Annotated in this window: 27 protein-coding genes and 1 tRNA gene; 16 read left to right on the plus strand and 12 right to left on the minus strand. The window is 58.1% G+C overall.

The genetic code is table 11. The features are described 5' to 3' along the window. Window position 1: 1 nt before the first annotated feature. Window positions 2–322: a hypothetical protein gene (locus tag CDO73_RS15530; protein ID WP_088489427.1), complete on the minus strand. Its 321-nt coding sequence runs from the start codon at window positions 320–322 to the stop codon at window positions 2–4. 159 nt (window positions 323–481) lie between these two features. On the opposite strand from CDO73_RS15530, the gene CDO73_RS15535 reads away from it, so the two are divergent. From CDO73_RS15535 to CDO73_RS15550, 4 genes are all read left to right on the plus strand, one after another. Continuing rightward, window positions 482–688 (plus strand): hypothetical protein, encoded by a 207-nt coding sequence (locus tag CDO73_RS15535; protein ID WP_088489428.1) that lies wholly within the window; start codon window positions 482–484, stop codon window positions 686–688. Window positions 689–722: 34 nt separating this feature from the next. Next, window positions 723–1,343, plus strand: a complete 621-nt coding sequence (locus CDO73_RS15540; protein WP_088489429.1) for a hypothetical protein — start codon at window positions 723–725, stop codon at window positions 1,341–1,343. A gap of 156 nt (window positions 1,344–1,499) precedes the next feature. Further along, window positions 1,500–1,997 (plus strand): sigma-70 family RNA polymerase sigma factor, encoded by a 498-nt coding sequence (locus CDO73_RS15545; RefSeq protein ID WP_088489430.1) that lies wholly within the window; start codon window positions 1,500–1,502, stop codon window positions 1,995–1,997. Next, window positions 1,987–2,625, plus strand: a complete 639-nt coding sequence (locus tag CDO73_RS15550) for a hypothetical protein (protein WP_088489431.1) — start codon at window positions 1,987–1,989, stop codon at window positions 2,623–2,625. The genes CDO73_RS15545 and CDO73_RS15550 overlap by 11 nt, the downstream gene beginning before the upstream one ends. A gap of 107 nt (window positions 2,626–2,732) precedes the next feature. On the opposite strand, the gene CDO73_RS15555 is transcribed toward CDO73_RS15550, so the two are convergent. Together CDO73_RS15555 and CDO73_RS15560 are read right to left on the minus strand one after the other, a co-directional pair. Beyond that, window positions 2,733–2,804: transfer RNA gene (locus CDO73_RS15555), tRNA-Val, on the minus strand. Between the two features lie 92 nt (window positions 2,805–2,896). Beyond that, window positions 2,897–3,709: a helix-turn-helix domain-containing protein gene (locus tag CDO73_RS15560; protein ID WP_179218717.1), complete on the minus strand. Its 813-nt coding sequence runs from the start codon at window positions 3,707–3,709 to the stop codon at window positions 2,897–2,899. 169 nt (window positions 3,710–3,878) lie between these two features. Between CDO73_RS15560 and CDO73_RS15565 the strand changes: the two genes are divergently transcribed. Together CDO73_RS15565 and CDO73_RS15570 are read left to right on the plus strand one after the other, a co-directional pair. Continuing rightward, window positions 3,879–6,209, plus strand: a complete 2,331-nt coding sequence (locus tag CDO73_RS15565) for a beta-glucosidase family protein (RefSeq protein WP_088489433.1) — start codon at window positions 3,879–3,881, stop codon at window positions 6,207–6,209. A 149-nt stretch (window positions 6,210–6,358) separates the two neighbouring features. Further along, window positions 6,359–6,625, plus strand: a complete 267-nt coding sequence (locus tag CDO73_RS15570) for a hypothetical protein (RefSeq protein ID WP_088489434.1) — start codon at window positions 6,359–6,361, stop codon at window positions 6,623–6,625. A 131-nt stretch (window positions 6,626–6,756) separates the two neighbouring features. On the opposite strand, the gene CDO73_RS15575 is transcribed toward CDO73_RS15570, so the two are convergent. The 4 genes from CDO73_RS15575 to hxlA all read right to left on the minus strand — a co-directional run bounded on the left by CDO73_RS15575 (window position 6,757) and on the right by hxlA (window position 9,715). Further along, entirely contained in the window at window positions 6,757–7,497 is a 741-nt protein-coding gene (locus CDO73_RS15575) for a Na-translocating system protein MpsC family protein (protein ID WP_143536137.1), read from the minus strand. A gap of 63 nt (window positions 7,498–7,560) precedes the next feature. Then, complete coding sequence (locus tag CDO73_RS15580; protein ID WP_088489436.1) at window positions 7,561–8,265, minus strand: Na-translocating system protein MpsC family protein; 705 nt, start codon at window positions 8,263–8,265, stop codon at window positions 7,561–7,563. 207 nt (window positions 8,266–8,472) lie between these two features. Further along, window positions 8,473–9,060, minus strand: coding sequence for a 6-phospho-3-hexuloisomerase (gene hxlB / locus CDO73_RS15585; protein WP_088489437.1), 588 nt, complete (start codon window positions 9,058–9,060; stop codon window positions 8,473–8,475). A 4-nt stretch (window positions 9,061–9,064) separates the two neighbouring features. After that, window positions 9,065–9,715: a 3-hexulose-6-phosphate synthase gene (gene hxlA / locus CDO73_RS15590; RefSeq protein ID WP_088489438.1), complete on the minus strand. Its 651-nt coding sequence runs from the start codon at window positions 9,713–9,715 to the stop codon at window positions 9,065–9,067. Between the two features lie 247 nt (window positions 9,716–9,962). On the opposite strand from hxlA, the gene CDO73_RS15595 reads away from it, so the two are divergent. Together CDO73_RS15595 and CDO73_RS15600 are read left to right on the plus strand one after the other, a co-directional pair. Continuing rightward, window positions 9,963–10,364 (plus strand): winged helix-turn-helix transcriptional regulator, encoded by a 402-nt coding sequence (locus CDO73_RS15595; RefSeq protein WP_088489439.1) that lies wholly within the window; start codon window positions 9,963–9,965, stop codon window positions 10,362–10,364. A gap of 339 nt (window positions 10,365–10,703) precedes the next feature. Continuing rightward, on the plus strand, window positions 10,704–13,925 hold the full coding sequence (locus CDO73_RS15600) for a bifunctional cytochrome P450/NADPH--P450 reductase (protein WP_088489440.1): 3,222 nt from the start codon (window positions 10,704–10,706) through the stop codon (window positions 13,923–13,925). A gap of 115 nt (window positions 13,926–14,040) precedes the next feature. Here the strand turns inward: CDO73_RS15600 and CDO73_RS15605 are convergent, their stop codons facing one another. After that, entirely contained in the window at window positions 14,041–14,769 is a 729-nt protein-coding gene (locus CDO73_RS15605) for an MBL fold metallo-hydrolase (protein WP_088489441.1), read from the minus strand. A gap of 232 nt (window positions 14,770–15,001) precedes the next feature. On the opposite strand from CDO73_RS15605, the gene CDO73_RS15610 reads away from it, so the two are divergent. Both CDO73_RS15610 and CDO73_RS15615 read left to right on the plus strand, forming a co-directional pair. After that, window positions 15,002–15,550, plus strand: coding sequence for a stalk domain-containing protein (locus tag CDO73_RS15610; RefSeq protein ID WP_088489442.1), 549 nt, complete (start codon window positions 15,002–15,004; stop codon window positions 15,548–15,550). A 119-nt stretch (window positions 15,551–15,669) separates the two neighbouring features. Next, on the plus strand, window positions 15,670–16,005 hold the full coding sequence (locus CDO73_RS15615; RefSeq protein ID WP_088489443.1) for a DUF1292 domain-containing protein: 336 nt from the start codon (window positions 15,670–15,672) through the stop codon (window positions 16,003–16,005). A gap of 165 nt (window positions 16,006–16,170) precedes the next feature. On the opposite strand, the gene CDO73_RS15620 is transcribed toward CDO73_RS15615, so the two are convergent. Continuing rightward, window positions 16,171–17,649, minus strand: coding sequence for an aminotransferase class I/II-fold pyridoxal phosphate-dependent enzyme (locus CDO73_RS15620; RefSeq protein WP_088489444.1), 1,479 nt, complete (start codon window positions 17,647–17,649; stop codon window positions 16,171–16,173). 243 nt (window positions 17,650–17,892) lie between these two features. Here CDO73_RS15620 and CDO73_RS15625 point away from each other — a divergent pair, with 243 nt between their 5' ends. The 3 genes from CDO73_RS15625 (at window position 17,893) to CDO73_RS15635 (ending at window position 21,240) form a co-directional block, all read left to right on the plus strand. Continuing rightward, window positions 17,893–18,855 (plus strand): GNAT family N-acetyltransferase, encoded by a 963-nt coding sequence (locus tag CDO73_RS15625; protein WP_088489445.1) that lies wholly within the window; start codon window positions 17,893–17,895, stop codon window positions 18,853–18,855. A 130-nt stretch (window positions 18,856–18,985) separates the two neighbouring features. Beyond that, window positions 18,986–20,287 carry an MFS transporter gene (locus CDO73_RS15630; RefSeq protein ID WP_088489446.1) on the plus strand — a complete coding sequence of 434 codons (1,302 nt, stop codon included), beginning with the start codon at window positions 18,986–18,988 and terminating at the stop codon, window positions 20,285–20,287. 158 nt (window positions 20,288–20,445) lie between these two features. Beyond that, entirely contained in the window at window positions 20,446–21,240 is a 795-nt protein-coding gene (locus CDO73_RS15635; protein ID WP_088489447.1) for an SDR family NAD(P)-dependent oxidoreductase, read from the plus strand. Window positions 21,241–21,329: 89 nt separating this feature from the next. Here CDO73_RS15635 and CDO73_RS15640 read toward each other — a convergent pair whose 3' ends face one another. Continuing rightward, window positions 21,330–21,965 carry a YktB family protein gene (locus tag CDO73_RS15640; protein WP_088489448.1) on the minus strand — a complete coding sequence of 212 codons (636 nt, stop codon included), beginning with the start codon at window positions 21,963–21,965 and terminating at the stop codon, window positions 21,330–21,332. Window positions 21,966–22,306: 341 nt separating this feature from the next. On the opposite strand from CDO73_RS15640, the gene gndA reads away from it, so the two are divergent. Continuing rightward, on the plus strand, window positions 22,307–23,725 hold the full coding sequence (gene gndA, locus CDO73_RS15645) for an NADP-dependent phosphogluconate dehydrogenase (protein WP_088489449.1): 1,419 nt from the start codon (window positions 22,307–22,309) through the stop codon (window positions 23,723–23,725). 206 nt (window positions 23,726–23,931) lie between these two features. On the opposite strand, the gene CDO73_RS15650 is transcribed toward gndA, so the two are convergent. Continuing rightward, the gene (locus CDO73_RS15650; RefSeq protein ID WP_088489450.1) at window positions 23,932–24,237 is read right to left on the minus strand and encodes a rhodanese-like domain-containing protein; all 306 of its coding nucleotides are present in this window, start codon (window positions 24,235–24,237) and stop codon (window positions 23,932–23,934) included. Between the two features lie 95 nt (window positions 24,238–24,332). Between CDO73_RS15650 and aroA the strand changes: the two genes are divergently transcribed. Together aroA and CDO73_RS15660 are read left to right on the plus strand one after the other, a co-directional pair. Further along, on the plus strand, window positions 24,333–25,622 hold the full coding sequence (gene aroA, locus CDO73_RS15655; protein ID WP_088489451.1) for a 3-phosphoshikimate 1-carboxyvinyltransferase: 1,290 nt from the start codon (window positions 24,333–24,335) through the stop codon (window positions 25,620–25,622). 68 nt (window positions 25,623–25,690) lie between these two features. Next, window positions 25,691–26,125, plus strand: coding sequence for a CoA-binding protein (locus tag CDO73_RS15660; protein ID WP_088489452.1), 435 nt, complete (start codon window positions 25,691–25,693; stop codon window positions 26,123–26,125). Between the two features lie 266 nt (window positions 26,126–26,391). Here CDO73_RS15660 and CDO73_RS15665 read toward each other — a convergent pair whose 3' ends face one another. Further along, a complete protein-coding gene (locus CDO73_RS15665) occupies window positions 26,392–26,976 on the minus strand; it encodes a hypothetical protein (RefSeq protein ID WP_088489453.1) in 585 nt (194 codons plus the stop codon). Between the last annotated feature and the right edge of the window lie 23 nt (window positions 26,977–26,999).

Consider the following 26,999-nt stretch of genomic DNA (forward strand, 5'->3'; position numbering starts at 1 on the left):
CTTAAAAGTCGTTCCAGTTCCGCGCGCCGCGGCTGGTCTCGCTGCGTTCGCGAAGCTGCATGTCTTCCAGCATTTCGATCGCTTTAAGCGTGCCGTACAGCGAATCGAACAGATGCAGCGAATATTCGTCCTTTTCCATGACGAGCGCTTTGAAACGGTCTTTCTCCGCGATAAAAGAAGCGGTCTCTTTGAGATTCTTATGCCGGGCTTCCAGATAGACGGCGGCGCTCGACAGCCATAACGTGATCGCGCGGAAATCGTCTTTGGCGGCAACTTTTTCCCGAAGCTCGTCGCCCTGACGGGTCAGTTGGTTCAACTGCATGAAGATCCTCCTTTAAGCCGAAATGGATGAAGCCGTTTTCTTTTCCAGTTTACCAGATCACTTAGGAGATGACGAAATTGTCGGCCGTTAACAGGAAAAACCTGGCGCACGTCGAAAAGGTTAAAGGCAACACATTACCCAACGGGGGAGGCGTGCGGAATGGAAGAAGAACAATCGGTAGTGATCGCCATTCATTTCACGGACGGCGAAGTGCTGGAGATCGGGATCAGCGAGGAGGACTTCGAGCGGCTCTCGGAGGAGATCCAATCGAATCCGTGGGTCGAGATCGACGGCAGTACCATCAACACGTCGACGATCAAATATTTCTGGTTCTACGATATTCGCGAAGACGACGAAGAAGAATAAGTCGGGTACGAGAGCGGAGACGGGAACAACCGATATGTTAAAACGATTCGTCTGGAAAGAAAACGACGTGTATTCGATCCGTTTGAAACAGAACCTTTATATTCCGGCGCAGCTGCTGGCGAAGCCGTATGCCGCTTTCTACGCGATCGGGAGCACGGCGGAAGACTTCGGGGATCTGCCGCCCGGTACGATCGATCTTAACGGTCGCAAGCCGCTCGGAACGTGCATGGTGCTGAAAGACTTCTTCAAGACCTGCGCGGCCGTCAAGCTGACGGATCGGTTCGTTCCTTCCATGGACGCGGAAATTCCGGAGCTGTTTATCAGTCCCGATCCGCTTCAATGGGGACGGCGCGGCGAACTCGGCGACGACGAGCTGCTGTACAATCTGGTCCGAATCGATCCCGCTCGGGGCGATCAAGGCATTCTGGGCAACCCGATCGTGAAGCGGCATGTTTCGCGGGATGATCGCGCGCTCTGGGATCGTTACGAGTGGACCGGCCACAATACCGGCTACGAGCTGATCCGCCGCCTGATCTTGTCGTTCGAAGAAGGGCGTTGGATCGATCCGGCGAAAGAGAAAGCGAGAACGGGAAGCGATCCGTATCCGCTGCGGACGATTGAGGAATTGCGGGCAGCCGGGGTTCCTTCTTACTGAATAAGCAAGCGATGAACAGGGCAGCGTCGGCCGAAGCCGGCGCTGCTCTGTTTAGCGTGCGCGTCGATAGGTTTTCCGCGTTCGTCCGAATCTTTTCGGCCGTCGCGAAACATTTTCGGTGCGGCGGGCGTGTTAGAAGAGAAGGGAGGAGAGCTTTTGGAAACGGACAAGCGGCATGGAGAACAGGATTTCGAACACAAAGTCCACGAATATGCGGATCTCGTGCTGCGTCTGGCGTTTATTCGTCTAGGCAACGCGGCAGATGCGCAGGACGTATGTCAGGAAGTACTGATCAAGCTGTTCGAGTATCGGAATACGTTCAACGATGCCGAACACGAAAAAGCTTGGATCATTCGCGTCACCCTCCATGCCTGCCGCGACGTCGGAAGAAGCCGCTGGAAAAAAAGATTCCTGCTGTTCGCCGAGGTTCCGCTTCCGGAAGTCCCTGCTCGAAGTACGGAGATCTTGTCGCAGGTGCTGGCGCTTCCTTCCAAATACCGCATCGTGATTCATCTGCATTATTACGAAGGTTATCGTACCGCCGAGATCGCCGAATTATTGGATCTGAACGAGAACACGGTGCGCACGCGATTGAAAAGAGGCAGGGAACGTTTGAAAACGTACCTGGCGGGAGGGATCGACGATGAAGAATGAATACGCGAAAGCCGTCGAAGAGATTCGGGCAAGCGACGAACTCAAGCAATCGATTGTCCGCCGGGCGCTGTCGGATTCTTCCGTTCCCCGGACTTCGGTCGCGCCGTTCCGCCGCCGAACGGCGATGGTCGCGGTTGCCGCGGCATTCGTACTTCTGTTCGCGATCGTCGGGCCGTTATGGCTTCGCGGGAACGATTCGGGGCGAGCGCCCGCTTGGTTCGACGGATTCGCGGTGACCGCCTACGCGGCGGACGGCGCGCCGATCAACGTCAAACCGAATGCGGAGTTTCCGCTCGGCCGCTATTCGATGTTCATGAGCAGCGTTCCCGGCTTTCCGGTCGCCGTCTCTGCCGAAGGAGCGGATCGCATCGAGATTCGCGCCTCGGCAGGAGAGTTGTTATCGTGGAGTCCGTCCGATTCGCGGGTGAGAGGACAAGGCGATCGGATGGACCTCAAGGCCGGGGAGACGTTCTACTGGAGCCCTCTAAGAGAAACGGGGTCGTCCGCCGCCGATTCGGCCGAGCTGGAAATGACCGCTTACCGGCAGAACGAGAAGTTGGGAAGCGGACGGATCGAAATCAAGGCGGACGACGGCGGCCTGTATATGGCGAAGTGGATCGAAGACTGATAAGGAGAAGCGGGACTGTTTTTCCGAACAGTTCCGCAGCGTAGCGATCGATAAAAGAGAGCGCAAAAAAACCACCGTTTCCGGTGGTTTCTCTGGCCTTGCTCGTATAGGACGGATGGGGATCGAACCCATGACCCCTACCCTGTCAAGATAGTGCTCTCCCGCTGAGCTACCGTCCTTCATGTGTGCCGTTCGAGCGTTGATCTCTTGTCGACAAGAAAGATCATACCATGAGACCTAGACGTATAGCAAGCACTTTGGCGAAAAAACTTTAATTTTTTTTCGGAATCCGTTTGCGGTACGTTCCGGGCGTTACGCCGGCCCACGTTTTGAACACTTGGGTAAAGTGGCTTTGGTCGTTGAACCCGAGCAGCGCGCAGATCTCGGACAAGCCGTATTCTTGAAGTTCGAGCAGCCGTTTCGCTTCTTCGACTTTTTCCCGGCGAATATAAGCGGAAAGGGACAGGCCGGTTTCTTGTTTGCACAAACGGGACAGGTAAGCGGGGTTCAGTCCTATGGCTCGGCCCACGCGCGCTAGAGGTAGTTCTTCATACAGATGGTTGAAAATATACTGTCGACAGGCTTCGAACGTGCCGCTGACGGAATGTTCGCGGGCGTCGCGTACGCGCCGGGCGAATTCGCGGAGCGCGGCCGTGGATAGTTCGTTGACCTCTTCCAGCGTGCGCAGTTCTTCCAGACGCTGAATCAGCAGATCGCTCAGCGTGAAGGCGATCTCCGCGTTCAGACCGCCTTCGATCGCCGCGCGGGTATAGAGCGTGATGCCGCAGATGGTCAAATTTTTCTGATGGCGGAGCATGCTGCTGCGGGAAAGAATCCCGAAATCTTCGCGCCGGTTCCAATCGGTCAGGAATTCCGTCAGTTCTTCGTATCTTCCTTCGCGCACGTACCGAAGCATCTTGCGTTCGGCGGGCAGATCGTGATGCAGCCGTTCGTCCTGACGGCTTTGCGCCAAGCGGAGCAGCAGCTCGCGGTCTTCGAAGAACGCGGCCGGCGGCGAATCGGACGGACGGTTCGGCCGCTCGTCCGGCGTGCGCTCGTCGTTTTCCGTGTTCGCGTTTTTCATGTTTGCCGGCTCCTTTCGTCTTGTTCCCATTTTAGAACGCAAGTACGGAATTTGCAAAAAAGGTCCGTTTTTTAATAGAATCGCTTCTTGAAAACGCTCTACAATAGGCGCAAGAAGGTCGGGACGACTTCAAGCCGAATCGCCAATACGGAGAGGAGCATGCATTCATATGACGCAGCATACGCATACGAACGCCGAAACGAAGATCAAGGAATGGATCGCGCAGATGACGTTGGAGGAGAAAGCGGGGCTCTGCTCGGGCCGGGATTTCTGGCATACCAAAGGCATCGAACGGCTGGGCATTCCGTCCGTGATGATGACCGACGGCCCGCACGGGCTGCGCAAGCAGGCGGCGGACGCGGACCATCTGGGGCTGAACGACAGCGTGCCCGCGACCTGCTTTCCTTCGGCGGCGGGCATCGCGTCGTCTTGGGACCGCGATCTGATCCGCGGCATGGGCCGGGCGCTCGGCGAAGAATGTCAGGCGGAGAACGTGGCCGTGCTGCTCGGACCGGGAGCCAACATCAAGCGCTCTCCGCTCTGCGGACGCAACTTCGAATACTTTTCGGAAGATCCGTATTTGTCGTCGGAGATCGCCGCGAGCCATATTCAAGGCGTGCAGAGTCAAGGCGTCGGCACGTCGTTGAAGCATTTTGCCGTCAATAATCAGGAGCACCGCCGGATGTCGGTAGACGCGATCGCGGACGAACGGACGCTGCGGGAGATCTATCTGGCCAGCTTCGAAGGCGCGGTGAAGAAAGGGCAGCCGTGGACGGTGATGTGTTCGTACAATCGGGTCAACGGCACGTATGCTTCGGAGAACGAATACCTGCTGAACGATATCTTAAAAGACGAGTGGGGATTGGAAGGATTCGTGGTCTCCGATTGGGGAGCGGTCAACGAGCGGGCGGAAGGCCTCGCGGCCGGCTTGGAATTGGAGATGCCTTCGAGCGGCGGGATCGGCGACGGGAAGATCGTGGAAGCGGTCAAGAACGGCAGCCTGCCGGAAGCGAAATTGGACGCGGCGGTCGAACGCATCCTGCGCGTGGTGCTGCGCGCCGCGGACGAGAAAGTCGAGAACGCGACGTACGACCGCGAAGAACATCATCGTCTGGCGCGCAAAGTCGCTCGCGAGAGCATGGTACTGCTGAAGAACGAAGACGGCATCCTGCCGCTGGCGCGTTCGGGCAAGATCGCCGTGATCGGCGAGTTGGCGAGACGTCCGCGTTATCAAGGAGGAGGCAGCTCGCATATCAAGCCGACCCGTCTCGAGAACATCTACGAAGAGTTCGCCCGAGAAGCGGGCGAAGCGCAGGTGAAGTATGCCGACGGCTACAGCCTCAAAAGCGACGAAACGGACGAAGCCAAGATCGCGGAAGCCGTCAAGCTGGCGGGCGAAGCCGAGGTGGCGGTGCTGTTCGCGGGACTGCCGGACGCGTACGAATCGGAAGGATACGATCGCGACCATCTGCGTCTGCCGGACAACCAACTGCGCTTGATCGAAGAACTGGCGGCGGCGCAGCGCAATCTGGTCGTCGTGCTCAGCAACGGTTCGCCGGTGGAGATGCCGTGGCTCGGCGGCGTCAAAGGACTGCTCGAAGCGTATCTCGGCGGCCAAGCGTTGGGCGGCGCGATCGCCGATATTCTGTTCGGCAATGTCAGCCCGTCCGGCAAACTGGCCGAGACGTTTCCGGCGCGTCTGGAAGACACGCCGGCGTTCTTGAGTTTCCCGGGAGTCGGAGACCGGGTCGAATACCGCGAAGGCATCTATGTCGGCTACCGCTATTACGACAAGAAGAAGATCGAGCCGCTGTTCCCGTTCGGGTTCGGATTGTCTTATACGACGTTCGCTTATTCCGATCTGAAATTGAATAAAGCGAAGACGACGGCCGACGCGGGGCTCGAAGTCAGCGTCAAAGTGACCAACACCGGCAGCGTCGCGGGCAAAGAAGCGGTGCAGCTGTACGTCCGGGACGTCGAGAGTACCGTGGATCGTCCGGATCGCGAATTGAAAGGATTCGAAAAGGTCGAATTGGCGCCGGGCGAAAGCACGACCGTGACGTTTGTCCTTGATCGTCGTTCCTTTGCTTACTACGACGTCGAAACAAGCGGTTGGCGCGTGGAAAGCGGCGTGTTCGAACTGGGCGTAGGTTCGTCTTCGCGCGATATCGCGCTGACCGCCCGAGCGGAAGTCGAAGGCGATGCGCCGATCTTCGAGCCGGTGCACCGCAACTCGCTGGTCGGCGATCTGATGCGGCCGGGCCGATTGACGCCGGAGAAGAAAGCGATGCTGGAAGATTTCTTGAAAGGCGGGTTGTTTACCGCTCCCGAACCGGACGAGACTCAAGCTTCGTCCGAGGCGGAAGGCGAAGACGACAGCCATGCCGGATTGATGGAAGCGATGGGGCGTTACCTGCCGCTGAGAGCGGTCGTAGGCTTCGCCGGAGAAGCGGACGGAGAGAAGAAGCTGTCGGCGCTGCTGGAGAAGTTGAACAGCTGAATTCCGGCTCCGATCGAAACTTCTTTTTGTCGGTTCGTCTCTTGCTTTTCTGAGCGAACAGGATCAGAATCGTGTAATAGAGAGTGAGGGCTTTCGTCCGAGGGCGAACGAACAGCCCCGCGATTCACACGCGAAGGAGGAGATGTCTGTTGGAACGCATGGGACAGTTTAACCGCCGCCGGGGACTTCGGCGCGAGATTCTGGGCCGCTTGTACGACAGCTGGTTCGAACGCGGAGGCGAGCCGACCATCATGGGCGGAGACGAGATCAACGGCGAGAACGAGAAGAAGTTGGCTTACCGTTATCTGGCGGAGAAAGGCCTGCTGCGCATGAGTCCTGTGGGCGACGGCAGTTTCGAAGTCTCGATTACCGTCCAAGGCATTGACCGGATCGAGATGACCGGGGATAACGAGTAACCGGGTACGGGCAAGATCACGTAAAAGAACGGAATCAAGCAGCAAAAAGCCAAGAAGCGGCGAAATCTCGCCGCTTCTTGGCTTTCTTCGGTTTATGGGCCGAGCCGAACCGGAGCCGATTCGGATAACGCCTAATCGGACAGGGCAGCCGAATCCGAAGCGCCGGAAGAAGCTTCGGCGTTCTCTTCTGCGGATTCGAACGCGTAGACCAGCATGCTGGAGTCCGCTTCGAAAGCCCAGTCGAGATAGACGCCTTTGAGCTTGCGGCCGACGATGGCGGAGACTCGGGACTTTTGGGCCAACTGTCTTTTTTCGACTTTGCGTTTGGCTCGGCGCAGCGCCTCTTGATGCCCGTCCTCGAGCAGCGCGAGTTCCAAGTCGATCAGCAGACCGCGCCGGACCACCACGAGAAAATCGCGGTCTACCCAGAACGAGTGGAGTTTTTGAGGTATTTTTTCCACTTGAGCGGTAAGCTTGGCGACCTCGTCATGGATCTCTTCTTTGTGCGTATACGTATCGTCGAGCGCATAATGTTCGTCTTCGCGCAGGATGACGGAAATGATGCAGGACAGGTCTTCGTCATGCCAATCGTAATAGAAACGCGCGGCGGACAATTCGAATTCGGTTTGGAGCAGATCGCCCAGTTGAGCCAGCATGTAGCCGACGATCAACTCGCGGGTAGAGCTTAACGCGCCGTACGAATTTTCGGAGATCATCGTTTTGACGGTATCTCCCATAAAGCCTTCGAGCCGAATGATCAGGCATTTTTCATTGGCGGAAACGCGAACGTTGTCCGGAAGTTTGCCGAAGTTTTGTTGGAACAACGCGGATATGGTTTGTTCCACGAGCGGCATGATCGGGTCGAGTGTCACGAAGCAGAACCTCCTTGCAAGGAATTAGGAATGTGAGAGCGGTTCTTGTTTATTCCCCTTGCCTCAGTTTAACCAAGGAAGAGGGGATTTGTCGAACACGTAGACCAATACGCTTCGGTCATGCGGGAACATCCAGTCGAGATAGATGCCTCTGATGCTGCGTTTTACGTTCTCGTCGAACGGAAATTCTTCGCGAAATTTCGATTTCTCCACGCGGCGTTTGGACATGCGCAGCACTTCGGAGTGCCCGTCTTCGATCAAAGCTTTTTCGACCTGAATCAGCGTGCCGTCCCGAATCACGACGAGCAGCTGCGAGTCCAACCAGAACGAATAAATCTTGTCGGGAAACCGCTGAACGTCATACGTCAAAGCGGCGATGCTGCGATGAATCTTGTCTTGGCCCGCATAAGGACGATTCTCGCGCAGAAACTCCGGTTCTTCGACCAGCATGAAGATCAGGCAGGACAGATCGTCGTCGTTCCAATCGTAAGCGTGAGCTCCGAGCGGAATCCCGCAGTCGTCGCGCACGTACCGGCACAGTTCGGGCAGCAAATAGCCGACCATCAGTTCCCGGGTGGATTGCAGCGCGCCGTGAGAAGCTTCGTGAATCAACGACTCGACGATCGGTTGAAGAAAACGTTCCGCGCAGATGATCACGCAGCTGTCGTTCAGTCGAACGTTTACCCGTGCGGGCGAAATGCCGAAATGTTCGGCGAAGAGTGCCAACGTCTTATAGCGGATCGTATCCGACACGGTATAATTGGACATGGAACGGGCTCCTTCTGTATTCAGACTTCGAGTATGAGCAGTGGGAAGGAGTAGAGAACGATCGGTAAAATGTCTACTTACAAATAAACCTGCACGAAGCTTTGAAACGCGCCGGAAGACTGTCGAGAAAATAAAGGCGGCGAGCCCGAACAGCGGGCGAAAGCCGACGTTTCCTTCTGAAGGAAACGTCGGCTTTCGAAGAGCGGTCTATTCAAGATTGGCATGACGTCCGTACATCCGTCCGCCGTCGAGTCCGCGGCGCTGCATCAAACGCAGGACGGAAGCATCGAAGAACAGCAGCAAGGTCTGTTCGAACAGCGATCCCATCGGTTGGATGGTCTCGTAATCGTCGTCTTCCCGGGATTTGGATGCGCCGGGAAGGCGTACGACCAAGGTCGCCAGCTTCGCCAGCGTCGAATCGGGCTTCAGCGTCACGACGGCGACTTCCGCGCCGAGTTCGCGCGCTTTCTCCGCCATCGGAACCAGCGTGCGGGTCTCGCCCGAACCGGACGCGATCACCAGCAGATCGCCGGGCCCGATGCCCGGCGTCGTCGTCTCGCCCACCACGTGGGCCGAGCTTCCTCCGTGCATCAAGCGCATGGCCAGCGCCCGAGCCATCATGCCGGAACGTCCGGCTCCGGCGGTAAACACGTTCGCCGCGCGGTCCAGCGCTTCGGCGAACGGCTCGGCCTGCGCCGGATCGATGCCGCGCACGGCTTCCGCCAGCTCGGCGGCGATCCGCGCCGCGTAATCGGTGGTGCCCGCCGGGGCCGCGTTAAGGCCAAGGCCGCTCACGGCCTTAGACCTGCGCCGCAGCGGCGCCCGCTTCGATCAAGCGGCGCATTTCGGCCGCCACGGCCGCTTTGTCGGCTTGGCCGGCGATGCCGCCGCCGACGATGACCAGATCCGGCTGCGCCGCGATCACGCCCGGCAGCGTATCGAGCTTGATGCCGCCGGCTACCGCCGTTTTGGCATTTTTCACGGCCGACTTGATGACTTGCAGGTCTTCGAACGGGCTTTGTCCTTCCGCTTGCAGATCGTAACCGGTGTGCACGCAGATATAATCCACGCCCAGCGCGTCGACTTGAGCGGCGCGCTCCGCCAGATTCGGCACGTTGATCATGTCGATCAAGATCTGCGTGCCGTGTTTCTTCGCTTCTTCGACCGCGCCGCGAATCGTCGAATCGTTCGACGCGCCGAGTACGGTCACGATGCTCGCGCCGGCTTCGGTCGCTTTCATGACTTCGTAGCCGCCCGCGTCCATGACTTTGAGATCGGCCAGCACGTCGAGATGAGGGAACGCTTCTTTGAGCGCCTTCACCGCGTGCAGTCCTTCATTGATGACGATCGGCGTGCCGATCTCCACCACGTCGATAAACGATTGAACCTCCGAGACGATTTCGATCGCGCCCGGAATGTCGACCAGATCCAGTGCCAATTGCAATTTCATATTTATTCTCTCCTTATCGGTCAAGTTGGATTAGCGGGTGCTCGTTGTTGCTGCACCTATTGTATGCCGATTTCTCTTTGCGACGGAAGAAGGCACTTTGAAGTGAGGAAGTTACGCCGAGGATACTATTGCGCGGGGCGCGGGTTCGCGAGAGCCGGTATGAAAAAAAACGTTACTTCCTTTGCAGGGGAGTACGTATCTCTTGTATACTATTGGGACAATCGAATATGGCGAAGGAGGTTGGAAGATGGCAAGCGAAGTGAAAGAACGGATCGACCTTCAGGCGATCAACTGCGAGAAAGAATTGACGTTGGCCGTCATCGGGGGCAAGTGGAAACTGATCATCCTCTGGCATCTCGGCCTCGAAGGCACGAAGCGGTTCAGCGAGCTGAAGAAGCTGATTCCGAATATCACGCAGAAGATGCTGACCAATCAACTGCGCGAACTGGAAGAAGACCTGCTGGTTCATCGCGAGGTGTACCGCGAAGTGCCGCCCAAAGTCGAATATTCGCTGACCGCGTACGGCGAGAGCTTGATCCCGGTCCTGCGGATGATGTACGACTGGGGCAAGAAGTACGGCGAAGAAGTCATCTGGAAAACGCCGGATCAAGAAGCCGACCGAATCGTCGAGACAAGCGCGGCCGACTGAAAACGCATAAAACGGACGTCCTTTCGGGGGCGTCTTTTTGTCGCGATCCGAGTTGCCGACGGAAACGAAAAACGGTTCGCGCTCGCGATCCTGCTTATCCCGGACTGCCGGACTTATCGCCTGAGCCTCCCGCCGCGTTGCATTCGCCGCATAGGGGGCTTTTTGCTTATTTTGCCCGAAAATCGTTTCAAGGCAAGAACAATCGGACAAAGGTACAAGAGTGTCCAGAACCGAAAAATAAAAACGGTCATTCGGTCATTCTTCGACGCTGCCGACTTGCTTCGTGCAAGAAAGCGTTCGACGAACGGCCTTTTTTTCAGACACGAAAGGAGAATGAACATGGCGACCCCTGAAACGAAGATTCCGCAGCCCAAAACGTTCGGTCCGCTCGGCAACCTGCCGTTGGTCGATACGAAAGCTCCGGTGCAGTCGCTGATGAAGCTGGCGGAAGAACAAGGCCCGATCTTCAAGATGGACCTGCCGGGCCGTCCCGGCAATCTGTATATTTCGGGACGCGAACTGGTGGCGGACGCCTGCGACGAATCCCGATTCGAGAAAAATGTCTGGGCGCCGCTGCAAAACGTGCGCTCGTTTGCCGGAGACGGCTTATTTACCAGTTGGACGGAAGAACCGAATTGGCGCAAAGCGCATAATATCCTGATGCCGAGCTTCAGTCAGCGGGCGATGGCCGGTTACCACGACATGATGGTGGACATCGCGATGCAGCTCGTGCAGAAATGGGCGCGGCTCAATCCCGACGAATTCGTCGAAGTGCCGGAAGACATGACCCGCTTGACGCTGGATACGATCGGACTGTGCGGCTTCCATTACCGCTTCAACAGTTTCTATCGCGAATCCAATCATCCGTTCGTCGAAGCGATGACGCGTTCGCTGGACGAGTCGATGAGCCAACTTCAGCGTCTGGGCGTGCAGAACAAACTCATGCTGGGCAAAAAGGCGCAGATGCGCCATGACATCGAATACATGTTTTCCCTGGTCGACAAGATCGTCAAAGAACGGCGGGAACGCGGCGATCAAGGCGAAAAAGACCTGCTGAACAATATGCTCGGCGGACAGGACCCGGATACGGGCGAATCGCTGTCGGACGAAAACATCCGCTATCAGATCATCACGTTCCTGATCGCGGGACACGAGACGACCAGCGGCCTGCTGTCGTTCGCGCTGTATTTCCTGCTGCATCACCCGGACGCGCTGCGCAAAGCGCAGGAGGAAGTGGACGGCATCCTGACCGATTCGGCGGCTCCGACGTACAAGCAGGTTCGCGAGATGAAATATATCCGCATGATTCTAAGCGAAACGCTGCGGCTATGGCCGACCGCGCCGGCTTTCTCGCTGCGCGCGAAAGAAGACACGAATCTCGCCGGGCGTTATCCGATGGCCGCGGGCGAAGCCGTCAACGTGCTGATCCCGGTGCTCCATCGGGACAAAAGCGCCTGGGGCGACGATGTCGAAGCCTTCCGTCCGGAGCGTTTCGAAGATCCGTCCAAGATTCCGGACGACGCGTACAAGCCGTTCGGCAACGGGCAGCGGGCCTGCATCGGGCAGCAGTTCGCGCTGCACGAAGCGACGCTCGTCTTGGGCATGCTGCTGCGGCATTTCGATATCGTCGACGGCGCGAAATACGAATTGAAAGTCAAAGAAACGCTGACGCTCAAACCGGACGGGTTCACGATGCAGGTGCGCCCTCGTGCGAACGCGCCGATGGCGCCTGCGCCGACGCTCTCGAATGCGGCATCTTCGGCAGGCGGAGCCGCGGTCGCCGAAGCGGAACCTCGAACCGACGAGATCGAAGCGGACCGCCACGAGACGCCGCTGACGGTCCTTTACGGCTCCAATCTCGGTACGGCCGAAGGCATCGCGCACGAGCTGGCCGAAGAAGGCGAGCGTCTGGGCTTCCGCGCTTCGGTCGCGAAGATGGACAACGCGGCGGGCAATCTGCCGTCGGAAGGCATGCTGATCGTCGTGACGGCTTCCTATAACGGCCGGCCGCCTTCCAACGCGGGCGAATTCATGGCTTGGCTCGATAAAGCCGAAGCCGGATCGGCGAAAGGACTGCATTATGCCGTATTCGGCTGCGGAGACCGCAACTGGGCGAATACGTATCAGCGCATTCCGCGGCTGGTCGACGAAGCGCTGGAACGTCTCGGCGCAGAGCGGGCGTCGGAACGCGGCGAAGGCGACGCCAACGACGATTTCGAGCGGATGCTCGACGACTGGAAACAAAAGCTGTGGCCGGAGGTTCTGCGCGCGCTGGACATCGAAGCGAAAATGCCGGAGGAAGCGGATCAGGCAACGCCGGCCGGCATCCGCGTCGAGTTCGTCGACGCCGAACGGGCGGCTTCGCCGCTGGCCGATACGTACGGCGCGCTGCCGATGAAGATTCTGCGCAGCGTCGAGCTGCAAGCGCCCGAAGGCGAACGCAGTACCCGGCATATCGAATTGGAAGTTCCCGCAGCCGCCTCTTATAAAGAAGGCGATCATCTGGGCGTGCTTCCGCGCAATCCGCGGCCGCTCGTCGACCGGGTATTGGCGCGTTTCGGACTGCAAGGAGACGCGCGCGTGCAGCTTCAAGGCAGCGGCCGCGCCGCCGCGCACCTGCCGCTGGGCCGTCCGGTGGAGCTGCGCGAACTGCTGACCGGCAGCGTCGAGCTTCAGGAACCGGCGACGCGGGCGCAGCTCAAAGAACTGGCGGAGAAGACCGTGTGTCCGCCGCATAAGGTCGAGATCGAGGCGCTGATGAAGGATGAAGAGACCTACAAACGCGAAGTCTTGTTCAAGCGCCTGACGATGCTCGACATTCTGGAAAAATACCGCGCCTGCGAAATGGAATTCCAGCGTTTCCTGACGCTGCTTCCGCCGCTGAAGCCGCGTTATTATTCCATCTCCAGCTCGCCGAAGCTCGACCCGAAACGGCTCAGCCTGACGGTCGCCGTCGTCCGCGGACCCGCGCGCGGCGGGAACGGCGAATACGCCGGGATCGCCTCCAATTATCTGGCGGGTCTTCCCGAAGGCGCGGAGGTATCCGCGTTCGTCCGCGATCCGGGCAGCGGCTTCGCGCTGCCGGAAGATCCCGCGACGCCGATCGTGATGGTCGGCCCCGGAACGGGCCTCGCTCCGTTCCGCGGTTTCCTTCAGGCGCGCCGCGTCCTGAAAGAGCAGGGAGCCGTTCTGGGCGAAGCGCAGCTCTACTTCGGCTGCCGCAGCCCCGAGACCGACTTCCTGTATCGGGACGAACTGGAATCGTATGCCGAAGAAGGCATCGTGAAACTGCATACCGCGTTCTCCCGCGTCGAAGGTCAACCGAAGACCTACGTGCAGCACCGCATGGCCGAGAACACCGCCGAGGTGATCCGCCTGCTGGATGCCGGAGGCATCTTCTACGTCTGCGGCGACGGCGTCCATATGGCTCCCGACGTCGAAACGACCCTGCGCCGTTCTTACCGCGACGTTCACGGCGTCAGCGAAGAAGAGGCGCAGCGTTGGCTGAACGATTTGGAAGACGCCGGCCGTTACGTGAAAGACGTCTGGACCGGGATCTAAGCTTCCGGCTGCCACACTGTCTTTTGCCTTGCTTATCAACATATCGATGTTACGTAAAAAGCCGATCTCCCGCATTACGCGGAGATCGGCTTTTTCTATATTTTCGGTCAGCGTCCTAGATCGAATACACCAAGCCCTGCTCCAGGAACTCCATTTTTCCCGTCCGTCCTTCGAACTGGTCCTTGTTGTCCGCGTAATGCATCAGCTTCGTGATCGCTTGAATCTCTTCCGGCAGAGACAGCAGTTCGTTCAGCGTCGTATGAACTTCGCCCGGCCCTTCGAGCTGCACTTCGTGGAAGATGCGCCGAATGCCGCGATCGCGAACGAGAGTGGTCAGCAGCTCCGGATCGAACGTCATGTCCGCGCTGTAGAAGACGTCGCGGTTAAGAACGAGCGAATAGCTTTTTTTGCCTCGGATATGCTGCGTGCGGATCAGCTCGACGCAGAGATTCGGCGCCAGTTCCTGAACGTCGCCTACCCGCAGCGTCCTTACGTCGAACGCGTCTTCCAGACGTTCCAGCCCGTCCTGCGTCATGCCGCCCGACAGCGTATTCGTCCATAACGGATCGACGAGCGCGTCCGCCAGATACAGTACCGGCTTGCGCCCGTGCTTGAATTTCATCTGAAATCCGTACTCTTCCAGACCGCCGACATGATCCCCGTGCGTGTGCGTGATCAGCACCGCGTCGATCTCTTCCATGCCGATGCCCAGCTCGTACAGCGCCAGAGGCGCGGTGATGCCGCAGTCGATCAGCAGCTTGAATCCGTCCTGCTCGATCAGCGCGTTGTTATTGAAGTATTTTTTGGCAAAGGCGTTACCTGTTCCGATCATTTGCAGATTCATCGCGTATGCCCCCATTTCTGTAGTCGGCGGACCCTTAAGATGCCTGCCGTTTCTTCCGCCCCATTATGGACGATTTCCCCGCGGGAATCAACAAAACGACCGCAACTTGACAGCGGAGCCCGAGTATACATCTATGAGAACGGCCTTTCGAGAAAAGAGGCCGAAGCTGGGCAGAGGGGCTGCGTCGGCTTAAAGGTTCCCATAGATCATACAGAGAGGATGACGCCCGAACATGAAGTGGAAGAAAATTGCGGTCTGCGCGCTGGCTTTATCGCTGGTGAGCGGTTCCGCGGCGTTTGCCGACTCGGCGTTTCAGAAGATCAAAGTCTTAATCAACGGGAGTGCGGTAAGCACCGGGGGTTATCTGATCGACGGCACGACTTACGTGCCGGTTCGCGAGTTCGACGGTTTGGCCGAATATAACGAGAATACGGGCACGGTCAGTTTCACGAAGCCCAACGTCGATATTTTCCTGTTCAAAGGAGATACGCCGTTCGGGAACGTGAACGTAGGCAAGTTGAAATTTTACATTTTTTCGCAGGTCGACAGTCTGAATACGGATATCGATTCGGTCAAGGTATCCATTCGCAATCCTTCCGGCGACCTCAAAGACATTCAGTCTCAGGAGTTGAGTTCCCGCAAAGACAACTTCTGGTTCAAGACGTACGATTTTACTTACGATTTCAATCGCGCGGGCAAATATTACGTCGAATTTTACATCAAAAAAAGCAGCGGAGGATACTCGATGGTCGCGCAAAAAGCGATCAACGCCGTCGACTGATTATGCGCGCGTAAGCAAATTGACCTCGGACGGGCGAAGTGGTAGGATAAGCAGTGTCCATTAAATTCAGGGCCCGTGCGCCTGTTGCGCATCGGCCGGAGAAACGAGGGTTTACCACAATGAGCGAACACGAACATAACCACTCTCACAATCACGAGCACGGCGACGATTGCGGATGCGGTCATGACCATAGTCACGACGAAGAAATCGTAGTCGCGTTCAGCGACGAAGACGGCAACGAGAAAGAAATGGTTCTCGTGCAGACCTTCGACGTCGGCGAAGACGTCTACGCGCTCCTGCTCGAGCGCAACAACCCGGAAGCCGACGGCTTCATTCTGCGCCTCGAAGAAGAAGACGGCGAGACCGTTCTCGTCAACATCGAGGAAGAAGCGGAATGGGAAAAAGTCGAAGCGGCTTACAACGAGCTGGTTGCCGCGCAAAGCGAAGAAGAGTAAGAAGACGCGGCGGCCCGATTCGCGATGCCGCCCTTTCTTGAAACGGATGTTCTCCCGCGAGAACATCCGTTTTTTCGTGCGCATGCCGGACGGCGGAAACGACAGGCACGCGAAGCGGGAACCGACAAAAAAACGGCCGCGAATGCGGCCGTTTGCTGACGGGCTTTAACGAATGGCGCCCGGTTCCACGATGACTTTGACGAACTTCACGGAGCGGTCTTCCGGTCCTTTGACCGGCAGTCCCACTTCGACGTGGTCGGTAATGTAATCGATATTTTCCTGCGTGATGACTTCGCCCGGCAGCAGGATCGGAATGCCCGGCGGATACACGTAGATGAATTCGGCGATGATGCGGTCCGCGGATTCTTTGAACGGAATCGACTCGGTCTCGCCGTAGAAAGCGTCGCGAGGCAGCAGCGCCAGATGCGGGATATCCGGAATCTTGACGGCCAGTTCTTTGACTTCCTTGCCTTGTCCCCGGAATTCCTGAGCCATCTCGCGCAGCGCGTCGAGGAGCACGCGGATCGTGCCTTCGTTGTCGCCGGCGGTGATCAGGCAGAGGACGTTGTACATATCGCTCATCTCGACTTCGATGTTATGGTTGTCGCGCAGCCAGTTCTCGGCTTCGTAACCGGTGATGCCGAGGCGGCGGACTTGGATCGTGATCTTGGTCGGATCGTAATCGTACGTCGCTTCGCTGCCGATGATCTCTTCGCCGAAGCAGTACAAGCCTTCGATCTGGTTGATCGCGCTTCGCGCGTAGTCGGCGAAATCGAGCGCGCGCTCGGCCATCGCGTAGCCGTTCAGCGCGAGCTGGCGGCGTGCCGTATCGAGCGAAGCCAGCAGGATGTAAGAAGTGGAGGTGGTCGTCAGCATGCTGATGACCGTCTGCACCCGCTTCGGATTGATATAGCCGTTCTTCGTATTGACGTTCAGAACGGAACTCTGCGTCATCGAACCGCCGAGCTTATGCACGCTCGTCGCGGCCATGTCCGCGCCCGCCTGCATCGCCGACAGCGGCAGTTGGTCGTGGAAATGGATCAGGACGCCGTGCGCTTCGTCGACCAGCACGGGCACGCCGTAGCTGTGCGAGAGCGCGACGATCTGCTGCAGATCCGCGCACACGCCGTAATAAGTCGGATTGATCACGAGCAGCGCTTTGGCGTCTCCGTGCAGCTTCAGCGCTTTTTTGACCGAAGAGACGGTGATGCCGTGATCGATACCCAGATTGGTATCGCGTTCCGGCGCGATGAATACCGGTTTGGCTCCCGCGTAGATGATGGCGCCGAGGACCGACTTATGCACGTTGCGCGGCACGATGATCTTGTCTCCCGGACCGCACACGGACAGGATCATCGTAATGATCGCGCTGCTGGTGCCTTGAACGGAGAAGAACGTGTGCGTCGCGCCGAATGCGTCGGCAGCGAGCTGTTGGGCTTCCTCGATGACGCCCATCGGCTGATGCAAATCGTCCAGAGGGGCGATATTGATCAGGTCTATGGAAAGGGCGTTATCCCCAATAAATTCACGAAATTCCGGATCCGTCCCCATTCCTTTCTTGTGACCTGGAATGTGAAACTGTACCGGATTTTGGTCCGCATGGCGCTTAAGCGCGGTGAAGAGCGGAGTACGAGCATGATCCATTAGGGTTGTCACAACCTTTCGTGTGCGTAAAGTAGTTTCGTACGTTGACCGAGTTAGAAGTAAGATTGCGCTCGCCTGAATCGCACACGCTTCAGGTGCGATTCAGGCGAACGCAATCCTTTGATCGATTCGGTCAACGTTATAAAGCACGGTTAAAAATCAAACAAATTGAGTATAGCAAAACGGGGCCGGATTGCAAGAAGGCAATTTTTCGAAGCAGGCTTCGCAGGGAGGCGGAACGCGATGAACGTTAGATACAGAGGGGCGTTTTCGGCGGATACGGCAGAAATGTCGCGGCTGATCGCGGTGCAAAATAATCAGGTGCATCGGCATGTCGGATACTGCGGCGTCGAGGCGTCGGAAATTCGGCATACGCTGGAAAACGACTTCGAAAAAAAGCGGTTGGAGCAAGATTTCACGTTGGCGCTGCTCGAAGAAAAAGTGGTCGGCGTGCTCGGCTTCGATCTCGATCCCGATACGGGGCTTGCGGAAATCTGGGGTCCTTTCGCGGACGAAGAAGAGAAGCGGGCAGGCGATTGCGCGAACAAAAAAGCGGGTCCGGCCGTCGGCCGCGCGGAGCTGATCGAAGGGCTGTGGAGAACGGCGCTCGAACGCGCTAACGGTTCGATCGTTCGCTTGCAAGGGTTCTATCATCAAGACAACGCGGAAGCCGAGTCGCTGATGCGGCGTTCGGGCGCTTCGCTGGCGGGACGGCATTTGACGTTGGCGCTGAGGCAGGCAGACTTCTCGGCCGAATCGCAAGAAGAAGACTCCTTGATCGCGGAGTTGGGCGCCGAATTCGAAGAAGCGTTCGTGCGGCTGCACGACGAAGCTTTTCCGGGTTCGTACGCGTCCGGGCACAAGCTGCTCGAAGAGCGCGACGCCGAACATCGGCTGATCGGATACGTTCGCGAAGGCGAACTGCTCGGTTATGCTTTCGTCTCGGGCAGCCGAACGTTCGCGGAAGGCGACGTGGAGTTTCTGGCTTCTGCCGCGCGGGCGCGAGGGCAGGGGGTCGGGCAGAACTTGCTTCGGGCGGCTTTGCGCTTATTATTCGAAGAATTCGCTCCCGCCGAAGCCCGGTTGACGGTAAGCGCGACCAACGCGGCGGCTATCGGCTTATACCGCAAATGCGGGTTCCGCGTCCGGGAAGAAATGAACGTTTACGAGTTGAATTTCGCGAAGATTCGCTCGGCGTCTCGTTAGACTTCCTCCGCGAATAGCCGATATAATAGGGATATAGAGAGATTGCGTCAGACATCAAGCTGCGTTCGCGGGCGCAGCGCGGGGAGAAGCCGTTTTCGAATGGAAAGCGAACGGCTCGAAAGGGGAAGCCATGAACAACCGCACAGCCGGAACGAAGCCGGCATCTGCTTTATTTTCTGTTTTCACTTGTCTATGGATCATCGTGTTTCTGACCGAATTCGTCAAAGGGGCGCTGCTGGTTACGGTGCTGCCCGTCTATATGAACGACACGCTGGGACTGCCGGCGTTTACGATCAGTTTGGCTTTTTCGCTGCAATACGTCGGCGATAATCTGCTCAGAAGCCCGACCGGATGGCTCGCGGAGCATGTCGGGCTTCGCGGGACGATCGCGGCCGGCCTGCTGCTGTCTTGGGCGGCCGTCGTGGTCATCGCGTTCTCGATGACCGGCGTCTCGCTCGTCGTCGCCTGCGCGCTGCTGGGCATCGGCACGGCGCCGATCTGGCCGGTCGTGATGAGCACGATCAGCATGGAAGCCGATCTGAACGGCGGAACCGGAGCCAAGATGGGCAGCATCCAGATCGCGACGCTGGCCGGTACGGGCGCGGGCCCGATCGTCTCGAATCTTCTTGTCGGCGACTCTTATCAAGTGGTCTTCTGGGTGCTGTTCGGCGTCATGGCGGCGGTGACCGCGGCGGCGTTCCTGCTTCCGAGACGCATGATGGCTCCGCTGACGCCGAAGAACGTGCGCCGGTCGCATACGGGTTATCCGTTTCCGAAAAAGGTCCGCCGCGTCGTCAAACGCCATACGGTCCGTTCGGTGTATTCGATCCGCAAAGTGTTCCGGGCTTTGACCGCTTTGAAGCTCACGCCGCTGCTGTATCCGGCCATGTTCCTGCAATCGTTCGCGATCGGCATTCTGACGCCGGTCATCTCGGTCTATATCCGCAACGAACTGGGCATGACGCCGGGGCAATTCAATATTCTGCTGATCGTCGGCGGGGGAGTCGCGGTCGTCGGGATGATTCCGGCGGGACGGCTGGTCGACAAATACGGCACGCGCTGGTTCCTGCATATCGGCTTCCTGTTCGCCGTGATCGCGCTTTGCGGAATCGCGTCCACGCATGCCATGACGCTCGTGTGGTGCTTCATCCTGACCGCCGGCGTAGGCTTCGCCATGATTCTGCCCGCGTGGAACACGCTGCTTGCGGAACTGGTGCCGGAGAAAGAACGCGGGGCGATCTGGGGCGTGTTTCTGACGCTGCAAGGTCTGGGAACCGTGCTCGGCCCGCTGGCCGGAGGTTGGACGTGGGACCATCTGGGACCGCAAGCGCCGTTCTGGGCGAGCGCGATCTCGATGGCGCTGCTGCTGCTGATCCACGCGCCGATGTCGAGAGCTTCCCGGCGCAGAACGCGCACCGTTCAACCGCATTGACGCCAGCGCGCGCGTCTGCCCGAATGTCTGCGATGCCGCCTTTAAGGGCGGCATTTTTGCGTTTTTCGTTTGTTTTTGCCCGAGACGGTTAAAAAAAGAAAGTGACCTTGTACGCATGCAAAAGCAAGGACCGAATCGGACAAACGGAGGAATCGAACATGGAACTGAATTTGCGGGACAAAGTCGTGATCGTGACGGGAGCCAGTTCGGGCATCGGATTGGCGACGGCCCAACTTTTTCTTGAAGAAGGCGCGAAAGTCGTCGGAGCGAGCCGTCATCCGGCGAAGATCGGCGAACTGGGCGGCGAGGATCGGGTATTGGCCGTCGAAGCGGACTTAAGCACGGCGGACGGGCCGAAGAAGCTCGTGCAAGCGGCGATCGAAAAGTTCGGACGCGTCGATATTCTGATCAATAACGCCGGCATCTCCCATTCCCGTCTGGACGGGTTTCTCGGAACGAACGACGATCAATGGGACGAGACGTACCGCAACAATTTGATGAGCATGGTGCGCACGTCGCGAGCGGCGATTCCGCAGATGTTGAAACAGGGCGGCGGCGTGATCATCAGCGTGGCGTCGGAAGACGCGCGCCAACCGCAGCCGATGTCGGTCGATTATTCGGCGTTCAAGGCGGGACTGCTGAGCGTAGGCAAAGCGCTGGCGATGGAATTCGGGGAAAAAGGCATTCGCGTCAACACCGTCTCGCCGGGTCCGACCCATACGAATATCTGGGACCAGCCGGGAGGCATGATCGACGCGATCTCCGAAAAATTCGATCAGCCCAAAGACAAAGCGATCGATTATTTCGTGGACGAGGTGCGCGAACTGCCGGTCGGACGGATCGGGCAGCCCGAAGACATCGCGTCGATGATCGTGTTCTTGTCTTCCGAACGTGCGGAATACGCGTTCGGCGCGGAATATCCCGTCAACGGCGGTTCGTTCAAAGGCATGTGACGACGGCGAGGCGGCTTCGACTCCGAAACGCGAAAAAACGGCTTGCTCCCGCATGGCGATACGCGGGGAAAGCCGTTTTCGGTCGGGCGTCAGAACGCCATTTTGTACAAAGGAAGCAGCGTTTCGAACGTTTCTTCGATCGTGCGAACCAGCGCTTTGCCGTCTTGGAGCAGCGGATCGTTTTTCTGCAAAAAACGGCCGCATAACACTTCGGACTTTTTGACGGAAGCGAGGCGTTCGGCGATTCGCGCCAATCCGTCTTTGCCCAGCTCGGAGTGTCGGGTGCCGCCCGGCTTGGTATGGTCGACCGACCAATAGAACTGCTCCTGCCGCTCTTTCGGCACCAGATTCATCACTTGACGCTCGTTTTCGCGCAGCGAAGCGGCAAGCGTCGATTTGTTGGGACTCTCGTAGATGACGGCCATCACGATAAACAGGTAATCGGCGAACATCCCGACTTGAAAATGAGGCAGCGCTTTATAGCCTCTTTTGCTCGAAGCCCATGCGACCCAAGTGTCGGCGGGCGGATGCACGGTACGGCGCGCGTGTTTGGCGACATGCGCGAACATCTCTTCCCCGGTCTGCGCGGACAGGAACGGAGCCAGCTCCCGGCCCAATTCTTCCAGCTTCGGACGCACGTTCGCGATCAGCGCGTTCATCCGGGGTTCGAGCCCCTCTATCTCGAATACGGCAAAGTCTTTTTCGTCGAAACCTTGAACTTCCATGTGTATGCCCCTTTCCGAAACCGCTCTTCTGCAAGCGGCCGCAAGCGATTCATCGGCCATTATAGCATAGGGGGAAGGGGCGCGAACAAGCGGAAGCAACATGAAGAGTTTATGAAGCCGGCACGGATTCGCAAGAAATTTTCGGGAAAGCCGGAAAGGCGTTTTCGTTGTCCTGACGCGCTTTGCGGCGTTAAAGTGCTCCGATCCGTTCGGAAATTCGCGGATTAAGTGTATCAATTTGAATGTATTCCTATTTCCGAGGACTTCACTTTACTAAACAAAACGAGTACAATGAAAATTATTGCAACTCTATTTCATAAGCAAAGGATGGAGAACCTAAAATGTCGAAACAGCAAATCGGCGTAGTCGGCCTTGCCGTCATGGGCAAAAATTTGGCGCTCAATATCGAAAGCAAAGGGTTTACCGTCTCGGTATATAACCGCTCCCCTCAGAAGACGCATGATCTGGTCGAGGAAGCGAAAGGCAAAAATCTGGTCGGCACCTTCTCCGTCGAAGAGTTCGTGGCTTCTCTCGAAGTGCCGCGCAAGATCCTGATCATGGTTCAAGCGGGTCCGGCGACGGACGCGACGATCGAGCAGTTGATCCCGCATTTGGATCAAGGCGACATCATCATCGACGGCGGCAACGCCTACTTCCCGGACACGCAGCGCCGCAGCGAAGATCTCGAAGCCAAAGGCTTCCGCTTCATCGGCACGGGCGTATCGGGCGGCGAAGAAGGCGCGCTGAAAGGCCCTGCGATCATGCCGGGCGGACCGAAAAGCGCGTACGAGCTGGTCGAGCCGATCCTGACTTCGATCTCCGCGCACGTGAACGGCGATCCTTGCTGCACGTACATCGGACCGGGCGGCGCGGGCCACTACGTGAAGATGGTTCATAACGGTATCGAATACGGCGACATGCAGTTGATCGGCGAAGCGTACCACCTGCTCAAAGACGTGGTAGGCGCCGACACGGACGAACTGCACCAGATCTTCGGCGAATGGAACAAAGGCGAACTCGACAGCTACCTGATCGAGATCACGACCGACATCTTCTCGCAAAAAGACGAAGAAACCGGCAAAGCCATGGTCGACGTGATCCTCGATTCCGCCGGCCAAAAAGGCACGGGCAAATGGACCAGCCAAAGCGCGCTCGACTTGGGCGTTCCGCTGTCCATGATCACGGAATCCGTCTTCGCCCGTTTCTTGTCCGCGATGAAAGAAGAACGCGTAGCGGCAAGCAAAGTGCTGAACGGACCTAAGACCGAAGCGTTCTCCGGCGATCGCGCGGAGTTCATCGAGAACGTGCGCAGAGCGCTGTTCGCGAGCAAAATCGTTTCGTACGCGCAGGGCTTCGCTCAAATGCGCGCGGCTTCCGACGAATACGGCTGGGACCTGAAGTACGGCAACATCGCCATGATCTTCCGCGGCGGCTGCATCATCCGTTCGCAGTTCCTGCAAAACATCAAAGACGCGTACGACAAAGACGGCGCGCTCGCCAACCTGCTGCTCGACGACTACTTCAAAGACGTGGTCGAGAAATATCAAGATTCGTGGCGCAAAGTCATCGCGACGGCCGTAACGAACGGCATTCCGGTGCCGGGCTTCTCCAGCGCGCTGGCTTACTACGACAGCTACCGCACGGAGCGCCTGCCGGCGAACCTGCTGCAAGCGCAGCGCGACTACTTCGGCGCCCACACGTTCAAACGCGTGGACAAAGAAGGCGTCTTCCACCACGAGTGGCTGCAACTGGACAACTAAGATCGGCAACATGAGGTTAAGCAGCGGCGAAGTTCGTCTTTAGGGACGGCCTTCGCCGCTGTTTCTTTTTGCCCAAGCGGAGAAAAAAGCGAACGTAAATCAGTTTAGCGCTTCACAGCGTCTAATGGTTGAATAAGCGTGTTCCAACGTGTATAGTGAAGGAAGCAGGCATGAAAAAAGGAGCCGCAAGGCTCCTTTTTACCGGACTATTCTTCGTCTTCGTACCAGGCGATCATGCCGCCGGTCATGTTGACGGCTTTGTCGTAGCCGGACATCTCCAGATATTCGCAGGCGCGTTCGCTGCGGTAACCGCTGCGGCAGATGAATACCGTCTCGCGGTCGGGATCGAGTTCGTCCAATCGGCCGGACAATTGTCCGAGCGGAATATGAACGGCGCCCGGAATCATGCCGTGCGCGACTTCTTCCGGTTCGCGGACGTCGATCATCAGCGGAGCGTCGCCCTGCCGGATCCGTTCGCGAAGCTCCGAAGGTTCGATTTGTGCAATGGACATCGTGGACTTCCTGCCTTTCGGTTGGGATAGGTTCATGATACGAACCGACCAAACTTATGTCAAATTTTAATAAGCCGCTTGGAGGAAACGAATTCATGGACGTAATCGTCAGACGCACCGAAAAACTCGAAGGCGCCATCGAGGCGCTGTCATCCAAAAATTATACCACCCGTTATCTGCTCGTCGCGGCTCTGGCCGACGGAACCAGCACCGTGCGCTTTCCCGCGCACAGCGAAGACAGCGACGCCATGCGCCGCTGCATCGCGGAACTCGGAGCGGAGCTTGAAGAAGACGACGAGAAGATCGTCATCAAAGGCTTCGGCCGCCGGCCGAAACCCGTCGCCGAGCTGAACGTCGGCAATGCGGGCGCGGTGCTGCGTTTCCTGCTGGCCGTCGCGGCGCTGTCTGAAGACGTTCATTTCGTCAACACGTATCCCGATTCGCTCGGCAAACGTCCGCACGACGACCTGATCGAGGCGCTCGGGCAGATGGGCGCGAAGATCGACCATAACGACGGCCGTCTGCCGATCACGGTCAAAGGGCCGGTCCGAGGCGGCAAGATCACCGTATCGGGCGAAGTCAGCTCGCAGTATCTGAGCGCGCTGCTGTTCTTGACGCCGCTGCTCGAAGAAGACAGCGAGATCGTCGTAACCGGCGATCTGAAGTCCAAAGTCGTCGTCGGCCAGACGCTCGAAGTATTGGAACAAGCCGGAATCCGGGTCGAAGCAAGCGACGATTATTCGCTGTTCCGCGTGCCGGGCGGCCAAGCGTATCAGGCCCGCGAATATTCGGTGCAAGGCGATTATCCGGGTTCGGCCGCGATCTTGTCCGCCGCCGCGGTTCTGCCGTCCGACGTGACGGTGCGCCGGTTGGCCGAACGCAGCCGTCAAGGCGAGCGCGCCGTCGTCGACGTGCTGCGGATGATGGAGACGCCGCTGACGCACGAGAACGACATCGTGGAAGTCAAAGGCACCGGCAAACTCAGAGCCGTCGAGTTCGACGGCGACGCCGCGACCGACGCCGTGCTGGCGATGGTCGCCGCCGCCGTATTCGCCGAAGGCACTTCGCGTTTCTATAATGTAGAGAATCTGCGTTACAAGGAATGCGACCGGATCACCGATTATCTAAGCGAGCTTCGCAAAGCCGGCGCGGACGTGGAAGAGAAGCGCGACGAGATCATCGTGCACGGACGCCCGCAGGGCGTGGCGGGCGGCGTGCGCATCGATTCGCATTACGACCACCGCGTCATTATGGCGCTGACGATCGTCGGCCTGCGCGCCGAGCAGCCGATTACCATTACCGATGCCCATCACGTCGCCAAATCTTATCCGGGATTCTTCGATCACATGATCGCGCTTGGCGCGAATGTGGAATGGGTAAAATAAAGGCGAACGGATAAACGCACAACGAAGCTTATTCCGGGATTCATTCCAGAATCGAGGAGGAGTCAACCATGTCTTTCCAAAATCCAAGCCGCGACGAGATCGGCCGTCTGCTCGAACAAGCGGGCAATATCGCCGTCGTCGGTTTGTCGGACAAGCCCGACCGGACGTCTTACATGGTCGCGCAGGCGATGCAGTCGCGCGGTTACCGCATCATTCCGGTCAACCCGACCGCCGCCGGACAGGAGATCCTCGGCGAGACGTGCTATGCGTCGCTCGCCGACGTGCCGGAGCCGATCGATATCGTCGACGTATTCCGCCGCAGCGAATTCTGCGCGGACGTCGCCCGCGAAGCGGTGGACGCCGGAGCCAAGACCTTATGGCTGCAATCCGGCGTCTACAGCGACGAAGCCGCCGAGATCGCCGGTTCCGCCGGCATGACGGTCATCATGGATCGCTGCATCAAAGTCGAAGACGCCGTGACCGGCGCCGGTTCGCGGCGCTGATCCGAAGGCGGCGAAGCGGGAAGACCGAGAAGAAGGTTCGATAAACGACCTTCGTTAAGAAGCTTCCTAATTGAAGCTTCGACAAGAACAACGCAAAAAAGCCGCGCGGCATGCCGTGCGGCTTTTTTGCGCTGCGGCCGAGGTCCGAAGTCCGGCCGAACCGCAGCGATCGGAAGACTGGCGCCGTGTGGGGCAGACAAGGCCGTCCCCGTATCGAGAAGCCGGGAAGCTGCCGTGCCGAACCTTGTTCGACCGCCGAACGCCGTCTATTCGAAGCGCGCATAAACGACGAATTGTCCGTCGTCCGCGCTTTCGCCGCCGATCCAACCTACCGGAAGCCCTTGATTTTTGTAGATCGCGAACAACGTTTCGAAGAACGGATGACGTTCTTCGGCCAGCAGCCGAGCTTTGGCGCATTGATACAGCTCGCTTCCGATCTTATCCGCCAGCGCCGCCAGCAGTTCGGCTTTCAATCCGTTTTCGGCCGCCAGCGGCGCGAGTTTCGCCATAAGCTTCTTGGGGAAATCCTGCTCTTCTTCGTAGAAGATCAAAGCTCTCGCCAATTCTTTTTGCGCGCCGTCCGCGGCAGGCGGAATATCTCCGGCCGCATCGTCGACGATGTCTTGCAGAAAAACGTAAGGAGGTTCGAGGTCTTGGTCTTGCTCGAAACGCAGCGCTTCTTCGAGTCCGGCGAACGGTCCGCTTTTTACGATTCCGACGCGCCCGCTTCGATGTTCCGAAACCGCCGCGCGATCCGTCTTTTCCCGATAAAGCCCGTTCAGAAACTCTCCGTTTTCCGCCCAATCCAGCACTTCCTGAACGTCGGCCGGAAAAATGCTTTTGTCGATCATCCCGTAAGTCAGCTCCTTCTATT

This window comes from Saccharibacillus sp. O23, from assembly GCF_002205895.1.
Classification (GTDB): Bacteria; Bacillota; Bacilli; order Paenibacillales; family Paenibacillaceae; genus Saccharibacillus.